The organism is Bacillus sp. FSL R5-0422, from assembly GCF_038610765.1.
Lineage (GTDB): Bacteria > Bacillota > Bacilli > Bacillales > Bacillaceae > Bacillus > Bacillus pumilus_O.
The window spans coordinates 725926-751940 of the sequence record NZ_CP152014.1 but is presented as its reverse complement, the minus strand read 5'-3'; the positions used below and the strand labels follow the sequence as shown (position 1 = coordinate 751940).

Below are 26015 nucleotides of genomic sequence, written 5' to 3'. Positions count from 1 at the left end.
ATCAAGATCATTTTAGCACTTTGTCAACAATCAAAAAACCTAGCTTTCGCTAGGCTTTTTCTTTTCCATGATAGGGCTTTTCTTGATAAAAATAATTCGGCTTCACAATGGTATTGTCATAATGCTTGTGGAAGATGTGGGTCGCAGCTGGTGAGACCGGTGGAATCAGCCAAGTCCAGTCCCCAGTAAGCTTACGGTCAGCCTTTTCTTCTTGCTTTTCGAACTGTTTGAATTGATGTGCTGCTGTATGGTGATCAACAATGGTCACCCCTGCTTCTCGGTAAGAATGAAGAACCGCCACATTCAACTCAACAATGGCTTTGTCCTTCCAAAGCGACGCATTCTTTGTCGTGTCCAGTCCTAAAATCGAAGCGACTTTTTTCAGCATATTGTAGCGATTTTCATCGGCTAGGTTACGTGCGCCAATTTCTGTGCCCATATACCAGCCATTGAACGGCGCTGCATTGTAATGAATACCGCCAATCTCCAATTTCATATCAGCAATAATCGGAACGGCGTACCATTTCAGTCCTAAATCACGAAATCCTTCATATTCCGGATGGGTGATCTCGACTTCTTGGACAATTTCTTTCGGTAGCTCATACAGAACTGGCGGTTGATTCTTTAGTTGAAACATGAGAGGCAGGATATCAAAATGCGTGCCTTCACCTTTCCAGCCATGGGCTTCACACAGCTTAGTTAATTCAAGAGAAGCCTCGTCGCCGATGATACCATACTCCGTCTCATAGCCTGCATAACGAACGAGCTGATGATTATAAATGATGACTTCCTTTTGCGAATCATTTTCTGGAGGAAAGATCGTAATGGATGGTTTGATTTTCCCATTATTTGTCGCATACTCAATATGATGAAAGAGTGCCTCTTTCACCTCTTCTTCTGTCTTCACATGACGGCAGTCGTGAACATGCAGGGTTGACCAAAATAAACGGCCAATGCAGCGGTTGCTGTTGCGCCATGCCATTTTCGCTCCGTGCGCCAATTCCTCTTGTGTGTGAGTATACGTCCCTTTAGAGTTAATTTCTTGTTTTATTTCATGCAGTCGTGCTGCCTTCTCTTCATTTGACTTGCCCAATTCTTCATAGCATACAGAAATAAAAGCTTCTGCTTCATTCCACAACGCTTCTTGATTACTCAAACATACTCGCCTCACTTTAATACGAATATATCCATTGTAGCGGTTTCTATTTATAAATTCACTAGTTTCAAACCATTTTTTATCATATCATCCGACCATTGTCCTTAGAGCGCAGATGAATCAATCCGTTTAAGGGTTTGCTCGAGCCAGCGGACATAGCCTTTTTCTCTTTCAATTGCCCTTGTCAGCACTAAATAATGCCCAAATTGCGCTGAATAAAGCGATTCAGCACCCGGATCTTCCTCTGTTAACGCGAGCAGATTCTGCTTTAGCATGTCTACTTTCTTCGTGCGCTCTAGTAGTTGATGTGTAAACAGGTCAGCCGCTTCCTTTTTGTCCATAGAGGAGATGAAAAATGTTTTGAGCATGAATTCATCCTTTGTTGTTTCTGGGATCGGGTCTTTTGTCCTTAACCATTGATGCAATGCTGCTTGTCCTGCCTCTGTGATTTGATAGACCTTTTTCTCCAGCTTCTTCCCTTGTATACGAACATCAAATTCAATAAACCCTTCATCTGTGAGCCGTTTCAGCTCAGGGTAAATTTGACTATGTTTCGCACTCCAAAACTGTCCAAGGGAATCCTTAAAATGTTTGGTGATATCGTATCCAGTCAGCTCACACTGATCTAGTAAGCCAAGAATGGCATATTTCAAAACTCTCATGATGTGCCTCCAACGCTTATTCTTTGACAATAGTATACCATAGACTTTAAAATAAATATGTAAATCACGACATGTTTGAAACAACATCATTCTAATGAAAGAAGGAATAAACATGGATCAATTCGTTGGACTTCATATGATTTATACGTATGAAAATGGCTGGGAATATGAGATTTACATTAAAAACGATCACACCATTGATTACCGCATTCATAGCGGAATGGTTGGGGGCCGATGGGTCCGTGATCAAGAAGTGAACATTGTAAAGCTGACAAAAGGCGTTTACAAAGTTTCTTGGACAGAACCAACTGGGACAGACGTCTCTCTGAACTTTATGCCTGAAGAAAAACGCATGCATGGCGTTATCTTCTTTCCAAAATGGGTGCATGAACGTCCAGATATCACCGTTTGCTATCAAAATGACTACATCGATCTTATGAAAGAATCTCGTGAAAAGTACGAAACATATCCTAAATATGTTGTTCCAGAATTTGCGGACATTACGTATATTCATCATGCAGGTATAAATGACGAAACCATTATCGCCGAAGCACCATATGAAGGCTTGACTGATGAAATAAGAGCCGGACGAAAATAAAAAAGCAGCACGCACTGTGCCGCTTTTAAATTGTAGACAAAGGGCTAAAATGATGTTGATTTTAGCTCTTTTTTATTTAATGCCTAACGCCTTTTTAGATAGCAAGAACCGGTACACTGGCAGTTCATCGCCTTCTTTTGAAGCAATCAATCCAGATGACATATAGCTATCTTTTGATTCTGGCTCAAGGGCAAGTGACAATAAATTCGTTTGCTGCTGCGCCGTGACATATACCTTTGTCCCTTTTGGTAGCTGACGTTTCTTTTGGATGAGTTCTGTTTCAAGCTGAATATCTTTTTTGCTCTTTTCGTCTCGTTTTGTTACTTGATAGGCTTGTACCGGTACTTTAACACTGGCAGGCAATGTGACACTTTTTATCCCTAAGGTTTGCAGCTTCCGTTCTACCCCTTCATGTCCAGGTAAAACAAGATAAGCTGTCGGTCGTTCTCTCGACATGACAGGATTCGCATCGCTTGCACTGTGGAAACGTACAGGGACATTGATGGTCTGTCCTTTTTCAATATCTACCATTTCAAGCGAATCATCCACAGGCGCTTTGAAATCATCTTGAATGACTACTTGGTCGTCATCATTCGATTGGAGACCTTTTTTCACCAGCTTCAAACGCTCCGTCACCATTTGCTGTTTCACCTGCTTTGCATGTTTCACCGTTGTTTCAATGATTTTTTCATGTGTAGTCACTTGCGCTGCGACGCGGCGGGTAAAGTCCTCTCTTCCAATTCCAATTCCTCTGCTTTCTACAAGAAAGGATAGCGCTGGCGAGAGTCCCAGAGCATTTCGACCAATTCTTGCATCCGTTCCGCCTTCATAGAGATCGATCTTTCCATCTTTTCCTTTTGTGCTTGTATAATATAAATCATTTGAAAACCCTTGATTTGTCAACGTTTCACGGACGCCGCTCACGTATAATTCATTTGACGTCAGCCGAATGCTTTCTGGAATATTCAAGTTCTTCCCTGATAAGATCAATAAATCATGATATTTGAGTGCACCCGCTGCGCCGATATCATCAAACTGCTTTTGTCCTACATCGTATTCATGGGCATCAATGACCACTTCTGGAGCATACCGATTAAATTCTTGATGCAAAGCTGTCAGCTCTGGAGATTCTAATGTCATATGATCACGGTTCCCATCCATTCCGTTTGCAAGCCTGCGGTCAAACGCATAAGAACCGTCAGGATTAATTCTCGGAACAATGATGATATTGACATGATTCAGTATACGCTCTCCTTGTTTACCTGCTAATCGTTTTGCGATGACGAGAGCCGACTCACCGGAGGCTGGTTCATTTCCGTGTATTTGTGCTTGAAGCCAGATCGTTGGCTTTTTTGAAAGTGGAGAAATATGACGATCCTTTGTGAAGTAGAGGGCTGGAATGGACCGTCCTTCAATGGATGTTCCAATCTGTTTCTGCGTAGCGTAAGGACTTTTGCGGACAATGTCACGTAAGAATTGTTGAAGTTCTTCTTGCGTGGTGAAGGCTTCTCCTTTTTTCTGAAATGCGGGGGTATCAAACGTCTCGTCAGGCTCAGGGTATAGCTTCTTCACTGAAGCTGGCTGTTCATAACTTTTTCCATAATAAGGGGTATCTGCATGAGCTGAATCTAGGCTCACCATCGACAAACTTCCTGCTATGAGACATACTGCAGCAAAAAGAATCTTGCCTTTTCGGTTGGACATGCTATCCTCTCCCTTCGTTGATTTGCATTATAAAGAAAAAAACAGTAAAAGTGTCAGTATTTTTCAAAAATATATCTTTTGGAGGAACAGATATGCTTTTTGTATAGGGCAAATGAATCGAGCCTGCTCGGCAATATGACCTAAAAAAAGTGCCTGCTCAGGTAGCAGACACTCTTTTATTTACCAAATGGAGATGGCCCCAATGAGTACCGACATGACCGTCATGGCGACAACTGCAAGCACAGCCCATTTCATCCCAAACTTCTGATGCTGATCCAGTGATACACCAACAAGTCCAACAAGTAAATGAGTGGATGGTACAAGTGGGCTTAACATATGAATCGGCTGGCCAATAATAGAGGCTCTTGCGATTTCAATTGTATCAACACCGTATGCTGCCGCTGTTTCAGATAGGATCGGCAGGACCCCGTAAAAGTATGCATCATTCGGCATAAAGAAGGTAAATATCCCGCTTGTAAGCGCCACAATAACCGGTATAAAGCCGCCAAGCTGCTCAGGAATGGCAGATACAATCGATATCGCCATTTCATCAACCATTTTCGTGCCAGTTAAGATGCCTGTAAAAACCCCTGCTGCAAAGATCATGGAAGCAATCGCTAAGACGTTGGTTGAGTGAGCCGCAATCCGCTCACGCTGCTGTTCAAGGTTCGGATAGTTCACGATAATTGCTACACAGAAAGCAAGAACAAATAGGACTGTTAAGCTGACTTTTCCTGAGACGAGAAGGAGCACCAATAACAACGTAAGCGTTAGGTTAAACCACCAAAGTTTCGGTCGCTTGATGTCATCCTGTAGTGCCGCTGCCATTTCATTTGCATGTATCGGCTGTTCGAGTTCAATGACACCAAGACGCTTTCTTTCAGACTTCCCAAGAAAGTATGCCACCACAATCATGCTCAAAACCCCTGCACCAATGACTGGAATCATCGGGCCAAATAAAAGTGATGGATCCACGCCAAGTGCACTTGCCGCTCTAGGTGTGGCTCCTCCCCATGGAATCGTATTCATAATTCCCATGCCGACTCCGGCAATCCCCGCTAAAATAATCGGACGGATGCCAAGCAGCGTAAATAATGGAAGCATCGCTGTTGTTGTAATCATGTATGTTGTTGTCCCGTCTCCATCAAGTGCAACAAGCATGGTCAGGACAGCTGTTCCGACGACGATTTTTAAAGGATCGCCTTTGACAATGTTTAAAATTTTTGCCACCATCGGATCAAATAAACCAGCATCAATCATAATGCCAAAGTATAAAATCGCAAACATGATCATGACCGCTGTTGGTGCGACTTGCTGCACACCTTTGACAATCATGTCAGAAATTTCTGTAAAATGAAAACCTGCAATAAGAGCAAATGCAATTGGCGTTAATACCAATGCCGTTAAAACAGACATACGTTTCGTCATAATCAAAACCATAAATACAACCATCATAAGAAATCCTAAGATTGCTAGCACTTTGTTCACCCCTTATGTTGTATACGCTTTCATTAAATGTTGGTATCCCATTTCCAACCCTTTCTGTCATGATATCTGACGCCTGAATTGAAGTAAATATTATGAATTTTAATTCTTTTTCGGGCAATAAATGCTTTTTGTTCATTTTGTTCAAACCTTGATTTTAATGGATTCCATGAAAAAAAGCGGTCTCACTCAACCGCTTGTTCTCCTTGGATAAACTGCTCATATCGTCTTAATTGATCTTCCATAAAGATCTTTGCTTCTTTGCTGTCCATATAACGACTTGTCCAGCCCTTTTGCTTTAATTGCTTTTTCCACGACTTCGTTTGTGTCATTTTTTGAAGAAGCTGATCCCATTCACGTATATCTTTTTGACTCATTTGTTTTGGGCCCATCACACCACGCCAATGAGAGAAAATGAGCGGGATGCCTTGCTCTTTCCAAGTCGGCACATCTTCAAATCCAGCTAAACGCTTGTTCGTTGTGGTTGCCACAAGCTTTAGCCTTTTCTTTTCATAGTCATGACGAACCTCTGTAATCGTGGTCGTTGCTGCATCAACTTCATGATCTATGAGCGCTTGGAATAAATCATCTGCACTGTCAAATTTCAAAAATTGAATGCGATATGGATCAATTCCTGCCATTTCTGCCGCACGTGCGAACGAGATTTGATCATCATTACCGAAATCTGGGGCAAATCCAATTTTTAAGGAATCTGGTTTCTTCTTTAGAGTGTTTAACAACTCCTTCCCGTTTGAAAAGGGCGAATCCACTGGGACTGCAACGACCTGCCACTCTTCTGCCAAAATGGCGAGCGGTGTGACATCGTTCATTGTCATGTTACTGCTGCCAAGCAAATTACGGCTTAACAATAAACTTGAATTTAAACTAATATAGTTGGTATCTCGCTCTAGCATATATGTCCATCCTTTATCCACCGTTCCGCCTCTTTGATAAAGGATATTCACCGGCTGCTTCACCAGCTTTTCTTTCTCAAGCACTGATTTCATCACTTGAGCTGTTTGGTCAAAGCCGCCATCAGGAACACCAGACACCACAATATATAATGGGCTGTGCTCCAGGAAAGAGTCGCCTCCCTTTTTTTCATTAAAGGTGAGCGCCAGACAAAGACATATGATGATCACGATAAGGCATATTGCTTTTTTCATGTTTTAAGACTCCGCTTGCTTTTTGGCGCAGGATAATATTTTCGCTCTGGTCTGCCAATGATTCCATACGCAAGTTCTGCCCGGCATTCTCCAGTTGTCACTAGATACTCCACGTACCGCCTCGCTGTTGTGCGTGATGCCCCCATTTTTTCTCCGAGTTCTTCTGCTGAAATTCCATCATTCTCTGATTCTATCAACGTTTTCACCTTGTCCAAGGTCAGTGAATTGATCCCTGTAGGCAGGTCTCTGTCACCCTTTTCCTTTGGCTCTTCTTGCATCTGTCCAAAAAACAAATCAATCATCGTTTGATTGACTTCATCCTTGGAATTGATCATGTCTTTCTTCTCTTTATATTCCGTTAAAACTTGCGCAAACTTTTGTGCAGTCACTGGTTTGATTAAATAATGAACCACTCCGTATTGAAGGGCGTCTCTTAAAAGTGTCGTTTCCGTCGCAGCTGTGATAATCATCACATCTACTTCTGGATAGCGTTCTCTTAAAAGCGGCAACAGGTTTGTGCCGAGTTCATCGGGCATATACACATCAAGCAAGATGAGGTCGACTTGTTCCTGTTGAAGCGCCTCCCACATATCTTTTGCACTCTTTGCCTTTCCGGCGACTTGAAATCCTTCTATTTGTTGTATATAAGATGCATGAATGGCTGCGATTCGAAAATCATCCTCCGCAATGAGTACCTTCATCACCATTTATTCCCCCTTTGTGCCTTTCGGTATGTATGCAGTGAAGATGGCACCGCCTTCTTTTTGGTTCGTCACTTCAATCCAGCCTCCAAGTTCATCCAGCACTTCTTTCACATTCGCTAGCCCGTAGCCTCGTCCTTCCCCCTTTGACGAATGGCCTCTTGTGAAAATATGTGAAAGTTCTTCCTCGCCTACTCCATCACCTGAATCAGATACTTCTATGATAATATCAAACCCAATATCTGTGATGAACAGGCTGACCTCGCGCGTCTCCTTATTTAGTACGGCCTCAAAGGCGTTATCTACCAGATTACCAATGATGGTAATAAAGTGAGATAGACTTAAATGTGCTGGAAGCGGCTCCAATGAACTATTTTCGTCGATGTGGAAATGTACCTTCTTCTCAGAGGCTTTCCCTATCTTGCCAAGTAGAATGGCTTGTATTTTAGGAGATCGTATTTGCTTCATCAGTAAATCGTGCTGACGGTTTTGCAGCGTATATTCTTCCTTTATTAAGTCAATGGCTTCATCCACTTGCTTCAGCTCAAGTAAACCTAAAATGGCATACAGCTTATTTGAGAATTCGTGCGTTTGTGCCCTCAGGTCTTCTGAATATTGGCTGACCTCTGTTAATGTATCCAGCAGTTTCGTCAGCTCTGTTTTCTCCCTGAAGCTCACAATCCCTCCAAAGACATGGTTGTCTTGCACCACTTTTTTCACATTTAAGACATAGGTTTTATTATTTACGACGGTTTCGATGTTCGGTTCAATCGTCTCTTCCTTTAAATAGAAAAGGAGATTGGCTTTTGGCAAGACTTGATCAATATGAAGCGGCAGCTCTGATGAAACGCGAAGCATCTGTTCAGCAGATGTATTCATCATCGTCATCGCGCCTTTGCGGTCAAATGCAATAATCCCTTCTTTTATCGCAAGCAGCATCGCTTCTCTTTCTCGGAATAATGAAGCAATTTCATGCGGTTCAAGCCCTAATGTATCTTTACGAATACTTCTTGTTAAAAAAATCGCTCCGAATATACCTGGCAAGAGGACAAGTAGAGCAATATAGCTAAGCTTGAATAGTTGATGGGCTGTCGCTTGATCGATTTCCTTTTTTAAAAATTCGACGGTGACTGTGCCAATAATTTCTTCATGCTTGCCTGTTTCTTTCATAATTGGGGCACTACCTCTGACAACGGTTTCACCATTAGAATCACCCGCTGATATGGAGGTTCCCCCAAATAGCAGGGTACTTCTCCCTCTAAATACACTGATGGTTTTGCCTACATTCTCATGGTTCGTATGAAAAAGGACCTTCCCCTTTTGATTGGTAATGAAGATGGCATGTGCTTTGACTTGATCTTTCATTTGCTCAAGTACTGCCTGTTCCTCGTCCTGAGACACGGATGAGGTAGCCACCGATGTTTTAATGGGCGGCATATATGAGATTGTTCTAGCGGTTTGCACCGCGAGCTGTTCAGCTTGTCGCTGCCTTTCTGACGTCTGTAGAAAACCAAAGCAAATGGTCAATAACGCAATGACAACAAGCAAAAGCCCGATAATTAACCCTAAGATTTTCGTTTGCAAAGTGACTTTCCTTTTGCCCATCCTCACCGCTACAACCCCTAATTCAACTAATTTCATCAACTAGACTCTAAGAAAATCATATCATTTTTTCTCACTAAGTTAAGAGAAAATTCATTCAAAACAAAAAAGGACGACTCATGATTGAGTCATCCGAATGTGTTCATTACGTGATTGATAAACCAGCACTCGCATAGCCTGCTACAGTATTCAGTAAAGATAGACCTGTAGCTGTTGCAGAGAAGACAACGAGCAATCTTGTTTCAGGTGTGACTGGTACATTTAAACCAGTCGCAATACCATTTGCAATAGCACCCAGTGTTAAAACTCCGGTTAAAGCTGGGGCTAATGTGACACTCGCTACTTGTGTGAAACTGTTATTTGGTGTCGGTGAAGCGAATAGACTAGCCGTTACGGTAACACTTGTGCCGACCAAAGAAAGTGCTGCTGTTGTACTGAAATAACCGGCAAATGACGTAATCGTTCCAGCTCTCGGAACTGAGAACGCCATGTTGATTAAAGTGCCTGCAGCGCCTGTTAAATCAATGATTCCGCCTAAAATACTGACACCTGTCGCTGAGTTACCAAATCCGATCAAGCTAGATGTTCCAACGAGACCGCCCGCAACTGTCGTCAAGACAGCAGGTGTACCTGAAGCAAATGGAATGATCGCACTCGATCCTGTCACACCTGTTGGACCTGTAGCTCCCGTGGCTCCTGTACCTGTAACGCCGGTTGCACCGGTGACTCCGGTTGCTCCCGTGGCTCCTGTTAAACCTGTGGCGCCAGTCACTCCGGTCGCTCCCGTGGTGCCGGTTAAACCTGTAGCGCCAGTCACTCCGGTCGCTCCCGTGGCGCCGGTTAAACCTGTGGCGCCGGTGACTCCAGTAGCTCCCGTGGCTCCTGTACCACCCGTTACCCCGGTGGCTCCGGTTGCTCCGGTTGCTCCGGTGACTCCTGTGACACCGGTCGCACCTGTATCTCCGGTTGCACCGGTCGCTCCTGTACCCGTGGCTCCCGTAGCTCCTGTATCACCCGTTACCCCGGTGGCTCCGGTGACTCCTGTAACGCCGGTTACCCCTGTGGCACCAGTTACTCCTGTACCGGTGGCTCCGGTGGCTCCTGTATCACCCGTTATCCCTGTTGCACCTGTTACTCCGGTGACTCCCGTGGCGCCTGTATCTCCAGTTGCACCAGTCACTCCTGTACCTGTTGCTCCGGTGGCTCCTGTATCACCTGTTGCACCTGTTACTCCGGTGACTCCCGTGGCGCCTGTATCTCCGGTTGCACCAGTAACTCCTGTACCTGTTGCTCCTGTAACACCTGCGGCTGCCAATAACGTATAGTCTGGTGACGTATCTGGTGTACCTGTTGGTGGTGCTGTATTCACAACATAGGTTCCACCATCAAATGTCACCACTTGACCTACTGGATAGGTTGGAGCTGCTGCTGGATCAAATGCCACAATGCCGGTTAACCCTACGCCGGTGGCTCCTGTTATTCCTGTTGCTCCCGTATCACCCGTTACACCAGTTGCTCCGGTGGCTCCTGTAACGCCGGTGGCGCCAGTTTCTCCTGTTGCACCGGTTGCTCCTGTTCCCGTGACTCCCGTAGCTCCTGTATCACCCGTTACACCAGTTGCTCCAGTTGCTCCGGTCGCTCCTGTGACTCCTGTTGCACCAGTTTCCCCTGTTGGACCGGTCACTCCTGTTCCCGTGACTCCCGTAGCTCCTGTATCACCCGTTACACCAGTTGCTCCGGTCGCTCCTGTGACTCCTGTTGCTCCTGTATCACCCGTTACTCCGGTCGCTCCTGTCACACCTGCGGCTGCCAATAACGTATAGTCTGGTGACGTATCTGGTGTACCTGTTGGTGGTGCTGTATTCACAACATAGGTTCCACCATCAAATGTCACCACTTGACCTACTGGATAGGTTGGAGCTGTTGCTGGATCAAATGCCACAATGCCGGTTAACCCTACGCCTGTGGCTCCTGTTATTCCTGTTGCTCCTGTATCGCCCGTTACACCAGTTGCTCCGGTGGCTCCTGTAACGCCGGTCGCACCAGTATCGCCCGTTACACCGGTTGCTCCGGTCGCTCCTGTAACGCCGGTAGCACCAGTATCACCCGTTACTCCTGTCGCGCCGGTAACTCCCGTTGCACCCGTATCTCCTGTTGCTCCGGTTGTACCCGTTCCAGTGGCACCGGTTGGACCGATTTCTCCTGGTGGTCCTGTAACGCCGGTTGCACCAGTTTCTCCTGTTGCTCCTGTTGCACCCGTTCCAGTGGCGCCGGTTGGACCGATTTCTCCCGTTGGTCCTGTGACGCCAGTTGCGCCAGCTTCTCCTGTTGCACCGGTTGCACCCGTTCCAGTGGCGCCCGTCACTCCTGTCGCACCGGCAGCGGCTAGAAGTGTATAATCTGGAGATGTATCAGGTGTTCCCGTTGGTGATGCTGTGTTTGCAAGATACGTTCCACCTTCATATGTCACCACTTGACCCAATGGATATCCTGGTGCCGCTGCCGCATCAAACGGAACGACTCCAGTTAGACCTACACCAGTGGCTCCCGTTGCACCCGTCGGACCTGGATCTCCTGTGACACCTGTTGGTCCTGTACCTGTTGCGCCCGCAGCTGCTAAAAGCGTATAATCCGGCGATGTATCAGGCGTACCTGTTGGCGGTGCTGAATTTACCACATACGTACTGCCATCATATGTCACCACTTGACCTACTGGATACGCCAAAGCTAATGCTGGATCAAATGCTACAATCCCCGTTAACCCTACGCCTGTTGGACCGATTGGACCTGCTGGACCTGCTGGACCCGCTGGACCTACTGCACCCGCCGGACCTGCTGGGCCTCTTCTTCCTCTCCCGCCTGGCGGACCTTGAATCACACAAACACAAGGATCTTTTCCGCAGCAAGGATTTTTCACTGGTTTTCCTGGCTTACTTGGTCTTCCTTTCTTACAACTATCACATTCCCAGCCATCATCCTTATACGCATCATACCAGCTTCCTTTTTGGTAGTGGTCTGTCGAATGAGTTGGATATGTCTTTCCGCATTGTCTACATCTTCTCATAGAATCACCCCCATCCATCGTATTCATCATCCCTAGGAAAGGTGTATGTACATTTTTATTTTTATTAGAAATATTGAAAAGACCTTGCGCTCGATGCACAAGGCCTGCTATTTATTGAAATTTCAATGTCATTTTAAAATCTTTTCCTACCATACTATATTCAACATCTGCGGGACGGATCGCCTCTTTTAGTTTTTTCACCCCATCTCCTTCAAAAAAAGTAGGTGCATTCTTGCCTCCAATTAATAAAGGTGCCATATAGATAACAGCTTCGTTCACAAGGGATGCTTCTAAAAATGACGCACTCACACTACCTCCAGCCTCTACAAGAACTGACATGACAGAACGTTCCTTCAGCATTCTTAACACGTCGTGAATATCTGTCCGCTCCTCTCCGCTTGTGATATAGACTTGATGCCCTTTTTCTATCAGCAGTTCATACTTTTTTTGATCATACATGCGCGAGGTACAAATAATGGTTTCTGCCCTACGATCTGTTAAACATTTCGCATGAAGTGGAATCCTTAATGTGGAATCTAAAATAACGCGAATGGGCTGGGTCATGTTTGAATCTTTCACAATCAGACCTGCATCATCTTGAATAATCGTTTCGACACCAGTTATCACAGCATCTGCTTCTTGGCGTAATTGCTGCACTTCTTTTCTCGCCTCTGTTCCTGTGATCCATTTGCTTTCAAGATCAGCTGTGGCAATTTTACCGTCTAATGAAATGGCTGATTTTAAGATGACGTAGGGAAGGTCTGATTGAATGAAATGAAAAAAAGGCACGTTTAAGCGGTCTGCCTCCTGTTTACATATTCCTTCTTCTACTTCGATCCCGGCTTGTTTCAACATGGTCATTCCCTTGCCTGCTACAAGCGGATTCGGATCTTGCGTCGCTACGACTACTCGTTTCACACCACTTTTGATAATCGCTTCAGTGCAAGGACCCGTTTTCCCATAATGTGAACAAGGTTCGAGCGTTACATACAGATGAGCTCCCTTCGCCTTTTCTCCTGCCATTTGCAACGCATGAATTTCAGCATGAGGTTCGCCCGCCTTCATGTGAGCACCCATTCCAACAATTTCACCTTGCTGTACAATGACTGCACCGACAAGCGGGTTTGGAGAGGTTTGTCCTTTCATTGCCTTTGCATTGGCAATCGCCAGTTCCATATAAAACACATCGTCTTTCATGTGAGTCTCCTTTCTTCTCTTTCAAGGGAAAGAACTCCTTCAGGAAATGAAGGAGTTCTATTCTCATATTTTTTCCATCCGTTTCTTTTCAGAACGATCATAGTAAGGCAAGGAATAAAAAAGTTTATATGATGCTCGTTGTTTACAAAAACAGCATTTGCGACATTCATATTTATTAATGAGGAGCACATGCGGGCAATTGAGTACCGTTAGGCCTTTTTTCATATGTTCCTTGCAAACACTTATCATGAGAATCCCCCGCTTACATTCTTTTTCTTAATGAGAGATTACTTCTTTTGGAAATTGTTCAAATAAGCGCAGCACTTCGGTATACGTGCCATCTTCTCGAATATGATAAATCCCACCATCATAGGAGCTTGCGTATACATCATTGCCTAATTGTCTAATGGCACTTATCCCATTCTTGGCAATTCTAATTGGACCGGTATTGACCCCAAGCTCTGGATTCCACACTACGACATAGCCCCAATAATCTCCGCTCACAATATAACCAGAGTCTGTGACAGAAACCGATTTAATCGAATACTGGTGTTCATTATGCTGGTCTAAAATTCTCCCTGTATGCAAATCAAACAATCTCACATTCTTGTCACGGCTGACAATAGCAATACGGTCTCTTTTGCTATCAATGAATACGTCATTTAACAGCTCTGTCGCCCCGATATATTTCGCTTTTAAAGACAAGCTCTTCTTATCTAACAGACAGATGGTTCCTTCTACCGCAGCTGTGATGATATGATCTCCTTCTACTTTTAATGCTTTCACAGCACAATCGTGTGCTTTGGAACGGCCCATTTCCTTTAAATGCTCTGTCGAAATAACATGCACATAACCGCCGTAAGTTCCAATATAAAATTGCCGGTCCTCCTCATGGAAATACACACTGTTGACCGGTCCTGTATTGAGATCAAATGAAACCATTTGCTTTAATGATTCATGAACAATATGCAACTGACTTGCATGATCTCCCCACGCATAATAGCTTCCATCTCGTGCGACAGCCACTCCATTTGTTAAAACGCCTGTCGATTTAGCAATTTCAATCCCGTTCTTTCTAAATTTTCCATCATCCGATGCTGTGATGATATCTCCCGCATCAGTCAGCGCAATATCATTAATAGATGGTGTCGCCATTTCAATCTCATCTGATACCACTTTTCCCTTTTCAATAGACCATTCACAATACGTTTTTCCAAAGCTGGCTCCTAGGATGGATTTCTCATCTTCCGTCCAGACAAGCGAGCGCTCCCATTGATATTTATGAGGTAGCAGCGTATCGACTAAATCCCCAGTTTCGTAATTCCACAGCTTAATTAAATGGTCATAGCCTGCTGTCAGCAAGTAATTGCCGCTTGGAGAAAAGTTCACCCGTTTGACGCCCTGTAAATGAGCTTTGATGATTTTTTTCTCCTGTAACGTCACCGCATCATAAATAATGACGGTGCCATCGTCTCTGCCAAGAGCGAACACTTCTTTTTGATTGCTTCCGCTGATTGTGTCCAGCTCATAATCAAACGGACCAATTTCCCCTACAATTTCTCCTGTATCATACAGCCACACAAGAACATAGCCATCATCACCTGTTGTATAAGCTTTATCGCCATGTATCCATACCGCTAATACATCTTTGCTATGTCCATGGAATTCTCTTAGGATAGCTCCTGTTTCGATATCCCAGACTAAGCATCGTCTATCTCTGGACACCGAGACTAGCAACGTATCCTGCTTCGCAAAAGCAACGGCTTCTACATCATCCGCATGACCAAACAAGGTGCGAATGTGGGTATGTGTGCCTGTATCATACAATTGAATGGTGTAGTCTGACGAAGCACTAGCTAAGTACTTTCCATTTTCAGAAAGAGATAAAGAGTTAATGATATGCTCGTGACTTCCAATAAACGTCCCTTCTCCTGTCGCCCGGTTCCACTGATAAATACAGCGGTCATAGCCGCCAGTGTAAACAATTTGATCCTGCTGAGTTGATAAAACAGATGTAATTGGTCCTCTATGCATAGTTTTACACTCCCACCTTTATATGTTGTTTTTGACGAGTCATTATACGAAAGCCAGTAAATCGAAAAACGGGATCTGGGTGCTTTCCGTGTCTTCTGGCGACTCTGCATAAATCCCCGCCTCTTGCAAAGGAGCCGCCTTTTAAAATGTAGTAATCACTGCCTAGCGTCTCCGTTAAATCATCTACAACCTCAATGCCGCCTTCGTACACATGATATTTGGTGTTGACCCATTCCTCGATGTTGCCCCCCATATCATAAAGTCCGAATAAGGATCTTCCCTTTTCGTAATGGCGAACAGGCGTCGTTTTTTCGATATTTGATTCGTACGTATTACAGTAAGAAGGGTCAAACTCATCTCCCCAAGGATATTGATTTCTCGTGTTACCCCGTGCAGCATATTCCCATTCTTCTTCCGTAGGAATCGACACGTCTATCCCGAGTTTCCCGCTCAGCCACTGACAGAATGAGAAGGCTTCCTCGATCTCCATGCCCCACGCCGGATGATCTTTCCCTCCACCGAGTTCTTGATTCGTTAAGCTCTCCGGGTATGATTGGCCTGTTTCATCACAATAGCTTTGATACCATTCATTGGTGACAACCGTATCTGAAATGAAAAATTCATTGATATACAGCTGATAGGATGGAAATTCTTTGTACAGCCATTTTTGAAATTTTTTCTCACGGCCGTAAGTTGGATTGAGAAGCTTGTCCTTCCAGAATTCTGATGCCTTTTTCATATCTTCTTCATTACTTCCGATTGTTGCATAGCCGCTTGGGATTTGAATCCAATTGATTTCAGGTTTCACGCTTTTCTCCCGCCTTCTTTAAAGTAAACTCATCTACTGATTAATTAATTTTTTCTCATCGACCATATGCCCTGAGGCTGCTTTTGCTTTTAAATAGGCTTCATTATAGAGAGAGGCTTCGACCGTATGATCAAACCGCAAAACAGGCAGACCGTAGGCAGCAATAGAATCGACTTTATCTGGATTGTTCGTTAGGAGATGCATTGGTTTCCCTTTGTTTAAATAGTGTAGAACAGCCGCTGCCTCCTCGTAATGCCGGTCGTCATCTCCGCATCCAATCAGGCGGTTGGCTTCAAACGTATCCAGCTGCATTTCCTGTAATTTATACGTCAATGCTTTCGCCATCAGCCCAATTGACCGCCCTTCTTGATTGGCCATATAGACGAGCATGCCTTTTCCGTAATCGGTGATTTTCTTCAGCGATAACGCAAGCTGTGGACCGCAGTCACATTTCAATGACCCAAACACATCCCCTGTTTGGCAGACACTATGAATTCGCACAAGCGGTGGCATTTCATTTTCAAAGTCGCCAAATAAGAGACAAGAGGAAAAGGTTTGCTGCGCGGTACTCATTTTGACAATAGATTCGATCGTTGGTTTTGTCTCTCCTTCAACAGGTGCGAAGGCATACCACTTAAATGGCACTTCTTCATGTTGAATAGAGATTGGCAGATTCACTGGCCCCACGAGCAAATAGTTTTTTTCTTGAAAGGTAAAATGATGAATCATTGATTGTAATTCATCTACAAACTTATTCATTTGTCTCCCCCCTAATCATCGCTGCACCCAAATCGACTCAGGTAGCGCAGTGATGGTGATGAATATGTGTCCGCACTCATAGCTTAAAAGAACATGGGTGTGCGTTTTCTCTCATCGTTCAGACATTGATTCCACCTATTCTAGCGATATGTCAATCTAGGTTTTTTCCAGTACAAAGGAGCAGAAATCTGGTTCATCACGCCTTTCTCTTGCATGATGCGCATATGTTCTTTCTTACAACGAACACCTCTGCTTCGTAAGATTGTTCACCTTTGTACTAGATTTTGACGGCAATGACATGGTGCTGGCTTATACCGGCTTTTGCTTTTAATGGTGTAATCGATACAAGCTCCAGACCTGATGAACAAATTCTTTCTCCAAGCTGAGAGTCTGAAAATGAAAAGTGGAAACGACCATCTTCTCCGATTAACCCTGTTCTCCACTCTTCTCCCCATACAACAAGTGAGAAAACTCCGCCTTCTTGAAGCAAAGAGGACACCTGTTTTAAATAACGTTCATGATCATCAGGATGCTGGTGATGAAAGCAGCCATGATCTAAAATTAAATCAAACTGCATTTCTCGCCCCTGATCCATTGACCAAGACATAAAATCTTGATGAACAAAATGGACAGGGATCGTTTTTTCTCTTTTCTGTAATCCTTCCCACTCCTCATGCTCATAGAGATCGATGCCGACATATTCGGAAAGTCCGCTTAAATGTTCCAGTACTCGGCCGTTCCCGCATCCGATATCGAGTACAGAAGCAAGTGCATTCTTTTCCCTTGAACGCCAAGCTTTTAATGACATTACAGCTGCATCTGTTAAAGATGGATCAGTAGACCACATATCTGTTCTTTTCTCATAATGTTCTTGAAATGCCATACGCATTTTTTCTAGATACAACCCACTGTCTTCGTGGTATAAAGCCTTTTTCATCACAGGACCTCCTTCTTTTTAAAATCGACTTTTCAGGTAAAGGTCATTTTCAAGCCAAAAACCTTATGTTAAAATAAAAGATGGATTTTTTAGAAAAATCTGTTTTCTGAAAAAGAAGAGAAGCATCCCACATGTTCACTCTTCTTTTTCAACATTCATCCTCATATGCAGCCATTGGATTGCTGCAGCGCATCAGCTTGTTCTCTCTTTTTTTCATATGAGTTCACCTCCTTTAACGCTCGATCAACTCACAGCCTTTATTGAAACCGCTTTCTCTTCTGTACAAAAACATAATGGCTTTTATATATCTCTTGCAAAGTGATCATAGTAGAAAGCTCAATCTACTGTTTAGAACGGCTACTATATCTTTTTCAAGTAAAAGACCGTTTTCTTGTGTTTTAGTAGAAATATTCCGAGCAAGACTTTTCTCATAAAAGCGCTAATGACTTGGTTTTATGCACCACCTCTCACTAGAATAAGCCTCGAATAGTCCATCAGTATTTTAACAACTACTTCCATAATGACTGGAATAAGCCAAATATATTGTTTTTAGATTATTTTGTCAACAATATATTTCCTAAACTTTAAAATGAATTTTCTAATTGAAAATACATGTATTTTTCGTGGTTTTTTGACCTCAAAACCCTTATTTCTACATAAGAACACAACATAAATCTTTAGATCTAAGAAATTTATCCTCTAAAATACACAATGTTTTTATTACATTTTGAAACAAATTCGAAAGATACATTGATTATTTCCCGAATAGATTTTTGTGATATTTTGACTATTTTTTCACATTCTCTATCATATCCTTTGGTATACCTGCATTTTCAATTAGATGTTTTACTATTTATTCCAATCTGCTATTTTTTCTAAATATAGTAAAAAAGTTGTGACCTCTCCTTCAAAGATGGTGGCATGAAAAAAAGCCCCTTACGAAAGTAAGAGGCTTTTTCTCAGTTGGCGTTTATGCCCAAGTTTTCACTTTTTCATGGTCTGTCACAAAGAGAAGGACTTTCCCTTCATCTAAATGTTCTTCAAATTTCTCAGCTTCTTCTTTAGAGAAACCAATTTCATGGATTTTATTTCGGAGCTCATCGCCCTTTTTACTAAAGATATTCCCAACAGCATGTTTCAGGCCAACTTCTCTTGGACCTATCGTATTGGCATCTGCATTTTCAGCAATACGCTCTGTACGATCATCGTCATGGGACAGAACATAAATGTCCTCTCTTGCAACACCGAGTGATTTTAATTGCTCTACATCTCTTTGAAGTGTTTCATCATTTGAATACTCTCTTACAACAGGTTTCATTTTATATTCCTCCTTTAGCGTCTTACGAATCTTTTACCCGTCACTTTTATCATTAAACCTTCTTTGAGCACATCCATTTTACATTGTGTACTAACCATGCCTATTGACTTATTTTTGACAAAAAGCCTGTAAAAATGACTAAATTTTCTGAAATATTATGTTCATCCCTGCTGTTTTATTGTACAATTCTTGTACTGGAGGCTAGAAATGAGGTAGAGCTGATGTATTACTTTTCAGCGGAGCAGCAGTTTAATGCTTGGGTTGTCAGTGATTTGGTGAAACAGCTTTTTCAAAAATGGAATCCTGAAGAAGCAAAAGCAGAGCCGCTTACATTGTTTGCTGAACAGCACTTTCGCATCTCCATTGATTATCTCTTTTCCATCATTATTAACATTGGAGATATCGAGTCGATTGAACAAGATCCACAAGACCTGTTGTCCTCATACTTGAATATCCTTTATCCTTTTGTGACGCGCGATATGATGAAAGCCTCCATGCAAAATGCGAACGAATATTTGTTAAAAGAACGTGATGAGGACGTGTATCAGCTGTTTGGCTGTCTGCCGCCGCTCCTCTCTGTTGACTTCCAAAAAAGTAGTCCTCATCTATAAGATGGTGGCTGCTTTTTTGTATGTGTTTGAAATAGATCGTATGTTTTGAATGAAAAGAAGCATCATGTTAATGTAAATCTAGGCTGCAAGTGAAAGGGAGGATTTGACATGAGTCAACAAAAGCAAATTCAATTAGCCAAACGTCCACAAGGATTACCTACAAAAGATGTTTTTCATTTTGAAACAGTCGATATACCTGTGCCGCAAGATGGTGAAGTCTTGATTCAAACGAAATATGTTTCTGTAGATCCTTATATGAGAGGACGGATGCAGGATACAAAATCCTATACACCTCCATTCAAGCTAAATGAAGTGATTCAGGGCGGTGTTGTCGGAGAAGTCGTTGAATCCAAATCGCCTCAATTTGAAAAAGGTGATTTTGTACTTGGATTCCTTGGCTGGCAAGAATATTCCACGGCCAAAGCTGATTCTCTCACAAAAATTGATCCATCTATTGCGCCGTTGTCCTATTATTTAGGCATTTTAGGTATGCCAGGGCAAACCGCTTATTTCGGTCTTCTTGCGATTGGCCAGCCAAAAGAAGGCGAGACTGTTGTCATTTCTGGGGCCGCAGGTGCTGTTGGTTCCGTTGTGGGACAAATTGCTAAGATCAAAGGCGCTCACGTCGTTGGGATTGCGGGATCTGATGATAAGCTGGCTTATTTAAAAGAGCTGGGCTTTGATGAAACAATTAATTATAAAACAACAAATGATTTAGATGATGCCATTGCAAAGGCGTGCCCTAACGGCGTCGATGTATATTTTGACAATGTAGGCGGCGAAATATCTGATGCCGTGATAAATCATTTGAACCGCTTTGCACGTATTCCGGTGTGCGGCGCGATTTCGTCTTATAACATTAGCGCAAGCGAGGACATTGGACCGCGTGTGCAAACAAAACTTATTAAAACAAGTGCATTGATGCAAGGCTTCATTGTTGCCAACTACTCAGATCGTTTTGAAGAAGCAGCAAGAGACCTCGCACAATGGGTAAAAGAAGACAAACTGACTTATAAAGAAACAATCATTGAAGGCTTTGACAACATTCCGGATGCATTCATTGGACTATTCAAAGGAGAAAATGTCGGAAAACAACTTGTCAAAATTTATTAAAAAAATTAAACAGCCAAATGTCTGAGAAGGCACATTTGGCTGTTTTTTATGATTCTTCGGTGAACAAACCTTTTGCTATTTTTAAGCGTCGAATATAAAAATAAGAAGATCCTACAATGATGAATAAGAAAACAGCGACAACGGAAATACCTTGAACTGCCAAGGTAATTTGTTGTTGTATTGACATTTCTGTTGACTGCAATTGATTCATTACTGTAATAATGACAGTTCCAAGAAGGATAGAACATACAAAATAAAAAAGCATTTCATAAACAAGCTCTAAAAATAAAATGAACCTTCTTTTTCCAAGTGCAATTTGGATGGAATAAGCTGACTGTCTCTCAACCAATTTCCCATAAAGCATCGTGACTAAGAGAATGAATAATATAATAAGGATACTGAAAGAAAGTGTTTGCCCTAATTTCATCGTATAGTCAGCTAATTCCTGCTGTTGCTTTGTTTCTTCACTTTTTGAGGCGAAATAACCACCTTGGAATGGTCCAACCATTTCTCGAGATTTCGTTTCAATTTGATGTTGTATACTAGATGTAACATGGTCATAAAGATAAATATACAATTCTTCATAACCATTAAACAACTTTTTCTCAATCGCTAATTTTTGAGGTATAACTACAGTTAATCCATCATTTTCAACGACAATTCCATTCATCTGCAGGCGGTATGGTTCATCCACCAAATCACCAATATTAAATTTCCATTTTTTGGAATTTATTTTACCCTTTGAATCTTGCTCGACTCTTCCAATATAAATATTTTCATCTTTATTTAAAGTGTCTTCAGATAACCCATTCACCTCAGGAAAAAAAAGGAGTGCAGAATCATCATGATTGTTACTTTCAAGATTATACTGCCTTTTTAATTGACCGAACTCTTGATTATTTACTACATAGAATTTTACATTTGGAATATACGTAGTATTTTCAGGAATATAACGTTCATAAGAATTCTCTTCTAATTGATTTGAGTGAGAGTCGTCTAGGTTATTATCCGTCCAATTTTTTAAGTATTTTGAAACTTTTCCATTTTCAACAAACAGACCAGAATCTTTAGTATTTGGATATTTTTCTATATATTTTATACCTTTGCTTTTCTCAAAATTGTCTACATTTTTAAAACTAAAGCCTTTTGATTCTCCAATTTCCAACATATGATTATTAATTATATGATATGAAATGGATCTTTTAGAAAAGAGGGAGAAATCTGGCTGTGTTTTTAAGTCTTTTGGTTTTGTTTCTTCTACAATTAAATACGTTGTATAAAAAACAGTAATAAATAATCCAATTGTTATAACAAGTAAGGCATTTGTCTTCCACTTTAAAACAAGATTGTGAAATAATATTTTAAATGGATATGATATTTTTGAATAGAACTTTTCATTTATTATATTTTTAGAAGTTTTCAAACGCCTGTTATTGTTATTTAAATTACTGATAATATCTTTAGAAAAGATTTGTTTTACTTGTTTGAACGATGTCCAAATAATTATAACTGTCAAAATCAAAATAAATAACATAAAAATTGATATATTTACGTCGTATTCAATTTTGAAGAGATTTATTATGAGAATGTAAGTACTTAAGAATATAATAAATACAATAGAACTTAAGCCTAACAATAAAAACTTCTGAAATAATAACATTAGCAATGTTTGTTTTTTATCGAGTCCAATTGCTCTAAATATTCCTATTTTTTTAGTGTGGTCTCGAAAAAACACATGGAAAAGATACATGACGCAAGCAATGCTAAGCGATAATAAGATAACATTAAATAAAAATTTTAAAATTTGAAATGAATCTAAGTATTGAGTTTTAGCTTCTAATAGATTTTCATTCGAGGTTAACCACTCATTATTCGTTATATCAGTAAGTATTTCATAAACTGCATTTTCATCGACTTTTTTAGTCAATTGAACGAGCACATTTTTTTTATTCTTTTTTAAATGTATACTATCTTTATGAAAAAGTACATTGGGATAATTGATATTCCTTGCTTCATCAACCTTTGGTGGTGTCCAAACAGCTGAGTAATTTTTAATAATCCCAACTATTTTATATTTTTCTTCTTTACCATTAACTTCTAAATTAACATAACTTTTTAATGCATTTTTTGAAAAAGCATGTTTAAGGAAAGATTCAATAACAATCTCATCTTTGTGTTGAGGGAACCTGCCGCTTTCTAATTGGATATGCCCCAACTCAACTGCGTTTTGATCTAAAACACCATAATTTGCAGGTAGATTGGAATCGTGAAACGACTCTGTTCTTCCTAAATTTTGAATATGACCTATCTTCTTTACTGCCTTAGCGTTTTGAAGTTTCTTTAAATCCTCACTCTTTATATCATTAATAACAGCATGAAATTCACCGTATTTTTGATAAGCTTTTTCTTCTGTTTTTAAAATCATTGTATTAGTAAGACTGTTTCCAAAAACGAGCAAAAAAGAAGATATGCTTGCTAACAATATCAAGGCTAAAGACAATCGTTTCCGAGAAACAATTGTCTTTAAAGCTAATTTAAATAGTACCATTCTGATGCACACCTTTATATATACTCACTCTACCTTCTTCTACCTCTAAAATTTGATCTGGATGCTTTATCATTCTCTCATCATGTGTTACAAGCACGATGGTAGTATTTTGTTTCTCACACAAATTAGTGAGTATCTTCATCACACGCTCACTATTTTTTTTATCCAAATTACCTGTAGGCTCATCAGCAAAAACAACGAGCGGCCGATGGATTAATGCTCTAGCAATCGCTACCCTCTGTTGTTGCCCACCTGAAATTTGAAAGGGATACTTTTTAATTAAATCAGTAATGTCTAAAACTTCTATTAATTCCCGGAAATATGATTGATCTACTTGTTGATTGGCAATCAACAAAGGTAAACAAATGTTGTCCTCAACTTTTAGTTCAGGTAATAGATGAAATGATTGGAAGATGAAGCCGAAGTCTGCTGCTCTAATTCTAGTTTGTTTTTGCTCTGATAACCCATAAAAGTTGCTATTTTGGAATAGAACTTGGCCTTTTGTTGGTTCATCTAAACCGGCTAACATATTAAGTAACGTAGTTTTACCAGAGCCACTTCTCCCCTTAATTAGATTCATCGTACCTCTATCTATTTGAAAAGAAACAGGGTGCATGCCATAAATTGGCTGAACACCCTGCTGGTATATTTTAGTTAGTTCTTTTGCTTCAATAAGTTTCATCGCAAATCCCTCTTACTGTTTAATTTTACCACTACCTTTAAGGCCTAATCCAGGTGCTGTATACGTATGTTTCGTTATATTAACTTTATAAGAACCTTTTGAGATTTTACCTAGCTTTTTAGTATTAGCAGCTGGTGTCTGAAAACTGGTATTATAAGATTTTCCAAAAAATAATTTATCTTCTTTCAATTGAATACTGTATTTGTGTTTACTATTATTATAACCTTTCTTAGATTCGTTCCAAATTCTAGCATTCGAGAAAATAGAAGTAGATTTATTCGCTAAGCTATAAGCAGTCTTTCCCTCAAGAGCTGATCTTACAAATTTAATTTGAAAAGTTTTCGTTGCTGCTTCTCCTACTTGAGATAATCCAAAAACCGTTATAAATGCAACTAGAATACCCACAACTATTTTCTTGTTTTTTAACATTTTACCCATTTTGTACCTCCTAGATTTTATATATAAATAGTAATATACAAAATTGTAAAAATCAACATAATAACCCATTTTTATTCCTTAATTTAACCTTAAAATTATCTATAAAAAAACGATTACGAAGAGAATTTCTTGTAATCGTTTTGATCCTTCACTTTTTATATTATTTTTCTGCAAGATGCAACTGACCTTGCTTATAAACAATTTCCTGAAGCGATAGATGTAGCTTTTTCGCCATTTTTTTGAGCGTTGTATGCTCTTGAGGTGTGACGAGGCTGATGACAGCTCCTTCTTTTCCTGCTCGACCGGTTCTGCCTGAACGGTGAATATAGCCTTCTTCGTTTGGCAGGTCGGCATGGATCACGTAAGGCAGATCGTCAATATCGATCCCTCTTGCTGCGATATCTGTTGCAAGAAGAAGCGGGAATTCACGCTGTTCAAATTCCTTTAAGATGATAGCTCGCTCTGCTTTTTTCGCTTCACTATGAAGGACACCAAGGTCGACATGGTGATACGCTAATTTCTCTGCATAAATGCTTAGATTCGTAATATCACGCACAAAAACGAGCGCATGCATGTCCTCAAGCCGCGATAGCTTTTGCAGTAGTTTTACTTTGTCACGCTGGTCACATAACAGATAATAGTGTCCTACTTTCTGCGCTTCTTCCTCACTTCGAGCAATTTTCAATACTTCTGGTTCAGATGTCATTTCTTTAATCAGTTGAACCGTTTCGTCTTTCAAGGTCGCAGAAAAACAAAGGATTTGTCTTTCTTTTAGTGTGGATTTAATGATCGCTTGGATCGTTTTCATATGCTCTGGCACAAGAAGCTGATCTGCTTCATCTAGCACGATTGTTTTGACTTCGTGCATTTTCAGTTTCTTCATTTTGATTAATTCTTGTACACGCCCAGGTGTTGCGACAACGATGTTCGGGTGTTTCTTTAGTTTTTCTTGCTGTTTTTTGATGTTTGCTCCACCAATCAAGGAGACCGCTTTGATGTCTGATCCTTGTTTGAACTCTTGCACGACATCAAAAATTTGCATCACAAGCTCTCTTGATGGTGCCAAGATTAAGACTTGTGGGTGCTTGATATTCACATCGATTTTATTTAAAAGCGGCAACACATACGCCAGTGTCTTCCCCGTTCCCGTAGGCGATTCTGCGATCACATCACGCTTCTCCGTAATCCATTCTGCTGTTTTTTCTTGTATAGCTGTTGGTTTTTCGAAGCCAGCCGATTGGAAGTTCTCTTGAATAAATGGCTTTGCTTCTTTCAAAAATGCCCAATTTTCTATCATGTCGATCTCCTTTATCCTCATTCAATCTATCCTTTAGTATCTCAAAATCAGCTTTGAAACGCAATTTTTCTTTTGATGCTTTTATCGAGACGGACAGTTCGATATAATCATGAGAGGCACTAGCCGTTTTGAATC

At 41.3% G+C, this 26015-nt stretch carries 21 protein-coding genes; 3 read left to right on the top strand and 18 right to left on the bottom strand.

Annotation, left to right across the window (positions count from 1 at the left end; all coding sequences use genetic code 11):
- Positions 1-49: 49 nt before the first annotated feature.
- The gene (locus MKX52_RS03630) at positions 50-1156 is read right to left on the bottom strand and encodes a nitric oxide synthase oxygenase (RefSeq protein ID WP_342491505.1); all 1107 of its coding nucleotides are present in this window, start codon (positions 1154-1156) and stop codon (positions 50-52) included.
- A 104-nt stretch (positions 1157-1260) separates the two neighbouring features.
- Positions 1261-1818, bottom strand: a complete 558-nt coding sequence (locus MKX52_RS03625) for a PadR family transcriptional regulator (protein ID WP_342491504.1) — start codon at positions 1816-1818, stop codon at positions 1261-1263.
- Between the two features lie 112 nt (positions 1819-1930).
- On the opposite strand from MKX52_RS03625, the gene MKX52_RS03620 reads away from it, so the two are divergent.
- Entirely contained in the window at positions 1931-2416 is a 486-nt protein-coding gene (locus tag MKX52_RS03620) for a phenolic acid decarboxylase (RefSeq protein ID WP_012009245.1), read from the top strand.
- A gap of 72 nt (positions 2417-2488) precedes the next feature.
- Here MKX52_RS03620 and MKX52_RS03615 read toward each other — a convergent pair whose 3' ends face one another.
- The 12 genes from MKX52_RS03615 to MKX52_RS03560 all read right to left on the bottom strand — a co-directional run bounded on the left by MKX52_RS03615 (position 2489) and on the right by MKX52_RS03560 (position 19191).
- Complete coding sequence (locus MKX52_RS03615) at positions 2489-4120, bottom strand: M14 family metallocarboxypeptidase (protein ID WP_342491503.1); 1632 nt, start codon at positions 4118-4120, stop codon at positions 2489-2491.
- Positions 4121-4300: 180 nt separating this feature from the next.
- Positions 4301-5599 (bottom strand): citrate:proton symporter, encoded by a 1299-nt coding sequence (locus MKX52_RS03610; RefSeq protein ID WP_012009243.1) that lies wholly within the window; start codon positions 5597-5599, stop codon positions 4301-4303.
- A gap of 191 nt (positions 5600-5790) precedes the next feature.
- The gene (locus tag MKX52_RS03605; RefSeq protein ID WP_342491502.1) at positions 5791-6771 is read right to left on the bottom strand and encodes a tripartite tricarboxylate transporter substrate-binding protein; all 981 of its coding nucleotides are present in this window, start codon (positions 6769-6771) and stop codon (positions 5791-5793) included.
- The gene (locus MKX52_RS03600) at positions 6768-7475 is read right to left on the bottom strand and encodes a response regulator (RefSeq protein ID WP_342491501.1); all 708 of its coding nucleotides are present in this window, start codon (positions 7473-7475) and stop codon (positions 6768-6770) included. Before MKX52_RS03600 ends, MKX52_RS03605 begins: the two co-directional genes overlap by 4 nt.
- Before the next feature lie 3 nt (positions 7476-7478).
- Positions 7479-9077 carry a sensor histidine kinase gene (locus tag MKX52_RS03595; protein ID WP_041816160.1) on the bottom strand — a complete coding sequence of 533 codons (1599 nt, stop codon included), beginning with the start codon at positions 9075-9077 and terminating at the stop codon, positions 7479-7481.
- A gap of 142 nt (positions 9078-9219) precedes the next feature.
- Entirely contained in the window at positions 9220-12138 is a 2919-nt protein-coding gene (locus MKX52_RS03590; RefSeq protein WP_342491500.1) for an exosporium glycoprotein BclB-related protein, read from the bottom strand.
- 111 nt (positions 12139-12249) lie between these two features.
- Entirely contained in the window at positions 12250-13335 is a 1086-nt protein-coding gene (gene ribD / locus MKX52_RS03585; protein ID WP_342491499.1) for a bifunctional diaminohydroxyphosphoribosylaminopyrimidine deaminase/5-amino-6-(5-phosphoribosylamino)uracil reductase RibD, read from the bottom strand.
- A 276-nt stretch (positions 13336-13611) separates the two neighbouring features.
- Positions 13612-15369 carry a WD40 repeat domain-containing protein gene (locus MKX52_RS03580; protein ID WP_342491498.1) on the bottom strand — a complete coding sequence of 586 codons (1758 nt, stop codon included), beginning with the start codon at positions 15367-15369 and terminating at the stop codon, positions 13612-13614.
- Positions 15370-15373: 4 nt separating this feature from the next.
- Positions 15374-16177 (bottom strand): SUMF1/EgtB/PvdO family nonheme iron enzyme, encoded by an 804-nt coding sequence (locus MKX52_RS03575; RefSeq protein ID WP_151021767.1) that lies wholly within the window; start codon positions 16175-16177, stop codon positions 15374-15376.
- Between the two features lie 33 nt (positions 16178-16210).
- Positions 16211-16936, bottom strand: coding sequence for a GTP cyclohydrolase II (locus MKX52_RS03570; RefSeq protein ID WP_012009236.1), 726 nt, complete (start codon positions 16934-16936; stop codon positions 16211-16213).
- Positions 16937-17213: 277 nt separating this feature from the next.
- Positions 17214-17873, bottom strand: coding sequence for a methyltransferase domain-containing protein (locus MKX52_RS03565; protein ID WP_211063727.1), 660 nt, complete (start codon positions 17871-17873; stop codon positions 17214-17216).
- A 970-nt stretch (positions 17874-18843) separates the two neighbouring features.
- Positions 18844-19191 carry a general stress protein gene (locus MKX52_RS03560; protein ID WP_088000770.1) on the bottom strand — a complete coding sequence of 116 codons (348 nt, stop codon included), beginning with the start codon at positions 19189-19191 and terminating at the stop codon, positions 18844-18846.
- Between the two features lie 221 nt (positions 19192-19412).
- Between MKX52_RS03560 and MKX52_RS03555 the strand changes: the two genes are divergently transcribed.
- Both MKX52_RS03555 and MKX52_RS03550 read left to right on the top strand, forming a co-directional pair.
- The gene (locus MKX52_RS03555; RefSeq protein ID WP_144472090.1) at positions 19413-19802 is read left to right on the top strand and encodes a YfmB family protein; all 390 of its coding nucleotides are present in this window, start codon (positions 19413-19415) and stop codon (positions 19800-19802) included.
- Between the two features lie 108 nt (positions 19803-19910).
- Positions 19911-20915 (top strand): NADP-dependent oxidoreductase, encoded by a 1005-nt coding sequence (locus MKX52_RS03550; RefSeq protein ID WP_342491497.1) that lies wholly within the window; start codon positions 19911-19913, stop codon positions 20913-20915.
- Positions 20916-20961: 46 nt separating this feature from the next.
- Here MKX52_RS03550 and MKX52_RS03545 read toward each other — a convergent pair whose 3' ends face one another.
- The 4 genes from MKX52_RS03545 to MKX52_RS03530 form a co-directional block, all read right to left on the bottom strand.
- Complete coding sequence (locus MKX52_RS03545) at positions 20962-23463, bottom strand: ABC transporter permease (RefSeq protein ID WP_342491496.1); 2502 nt, start codon at positions 23461-23463, stop codon at positions 20962-20964.
- Positions 23450-24145, bottom strand: coding sequence for an ABC transporter ATP-binding protein (locus MKX52_RS03540; protein ID WP_342491495.1), 696 nt, complete (start codon positions 24143-24145; stop codon positions 23450-23452). The genes MKX52_RS03545 and MKX52_RS03540 overlap by 14 nt, the downstream gene beginning before the upstream one ends.
- 12 nt (positions 24146-24157) lie before the next feature.
- A complete protein-coding gene (locus MKX52_RS03535) occupies positions 24158-24583 on the bottom strand; it encodes a hypothetical protein (protein ID WP_342491494.1) in 426 nt (141 codons plus the stop codon).
- Positions 24584-24743: 160 nt separating this feature from the next.
- Positions 24744-25880: a DEAD/DEAH box helicase gene (locus tag MKX52_RS03530; protein ID WP_342491493.1), complete on the bottom strand. Its 1137-nt coding sequence runs from the start codon at positions 25878-25880 to the stop codon at positions 24744-24746.
- Between the last annotated feature and the right edge of the window lie 135 nt (positions 25881-26015).

Bases quoted from the DNA above. Each gene is read 5' to 3' on its own strand.
- MKX52_RS03555 (WP_144472090.1), top strand. From the start codon at position 19,413: ATGTATTACTTTTCAGCGGAGCAGCAGTTTAATGCTTGGGTTGTCAGT.
- MKX52_RS03540 (WP_342491495.1), bottom strand. From the start codon at position 24,145: ATGAAACTTATTGAAGCAAAAGAACTAACTAAAATATACCAGCAGGGT.
- MKX52_RS03590 (WP_342491500.1), bottom strand. From the start codon at position 12,138: ATGAGAAGATGTAGACAATGCGGAAAGACATATCCAACTCATTCGACA.
- MKX52_RS03530 (WP_342491493.1), bottom strand. From the start codon at position 25,880: ATGATAGAAAATTGGGCATTTTTGAAAGAAGCAAAGCCATTTATTCAA.
- MKX52_RS03550 (WP_342491497.1), top strand. From the start codon at position 19,911: ATGAGTCAACAAAAGCAAATTCAATTAGCCAAACGTCCACAAGGATTA.
- MKX52_RS03565 (WP_211063727.1), bottom strand. From the start codon at position 17,873: ATGAAAAAGGCTTTATACCACGAAGACAGTGGGTTGTATCTAGAAAAA.
- MKX52_RS03580 (WP_342491498.1), bottom strand. From the start codon at position 15,369: ATGCATAGAGGACCAATTACATCTGTTTTATCAACTCAGCAGGATCAA.
- MKX52_RS03620 (WP_012009245.1), top strand. From the start codon at position 1,931: ATGGATCAATTCGTTGGACTTCATATGATTTATACGTATGAAAATGGC.
- MKX52_RS03605 (WP_342491502.1), bottom strand. From the start codon at position 6,771: ATGAAAAAAGCAATATGCCTTATCGTGATCATCATATGTCTTTGTCTG.
- MKX52_RS03560 (WP_088000770.1), bottom strand. From the start codon at position 19,191: ATGAAACCTGTTGTAAGAGAGTATTCAAATGATGAAACACTTCAAAGA.
- MKX52_RS03535 (WP_342491494.1), bottom strand. From the start codon at position 24,583: ATGGGTAAAATGTTAAAAAACAAGAAAATAGTTGTGGGTATTCTAGTT.
- MKX52_RS03570 (WP_012009236.1), bottom strand. From the start codon at position 16,936: ATGAATAAGTTTGTAGATGAATTACAATCAATGATTCATCATTTTACC.
- ribD (WP_342491499.1), bottom strand. From the start codon at position 13,335: ATGAAAGACGATGTGTTTTATATGGAACTGGCGATTGCCAATGCAAAG.
- MKX52_RS03545 (WP_342491496.1), bottom strand. From the start codon at position 23,463: ATGGTACTATTTAAATTAGCTTTAAAGACAATTGTTTCTCGGAAACGA.
- MKX52_RS03615 (WP_342491503.1), bottom strand. From the start codon at position 4,120: ATGTCCAACCGAAAAGGCAAGATTCTTTTTGCTGCAGTATGTCTCATA.
- MKX52_RS03625 (WP_342491504.1), bottom strand. From the start codon at position 1,818: ATGAGAGTTTTGAAATATGCCATTCTTGGCTTACTAGATCAGTGTGAG.
- MKX52_RS03595 (WP_041816160.1), bottom strand. From the start codon at position 9,077: ATGGGCAAAAGGAAAGTCACTTTGCAAACGAAAATCTTAGGGTTAATT.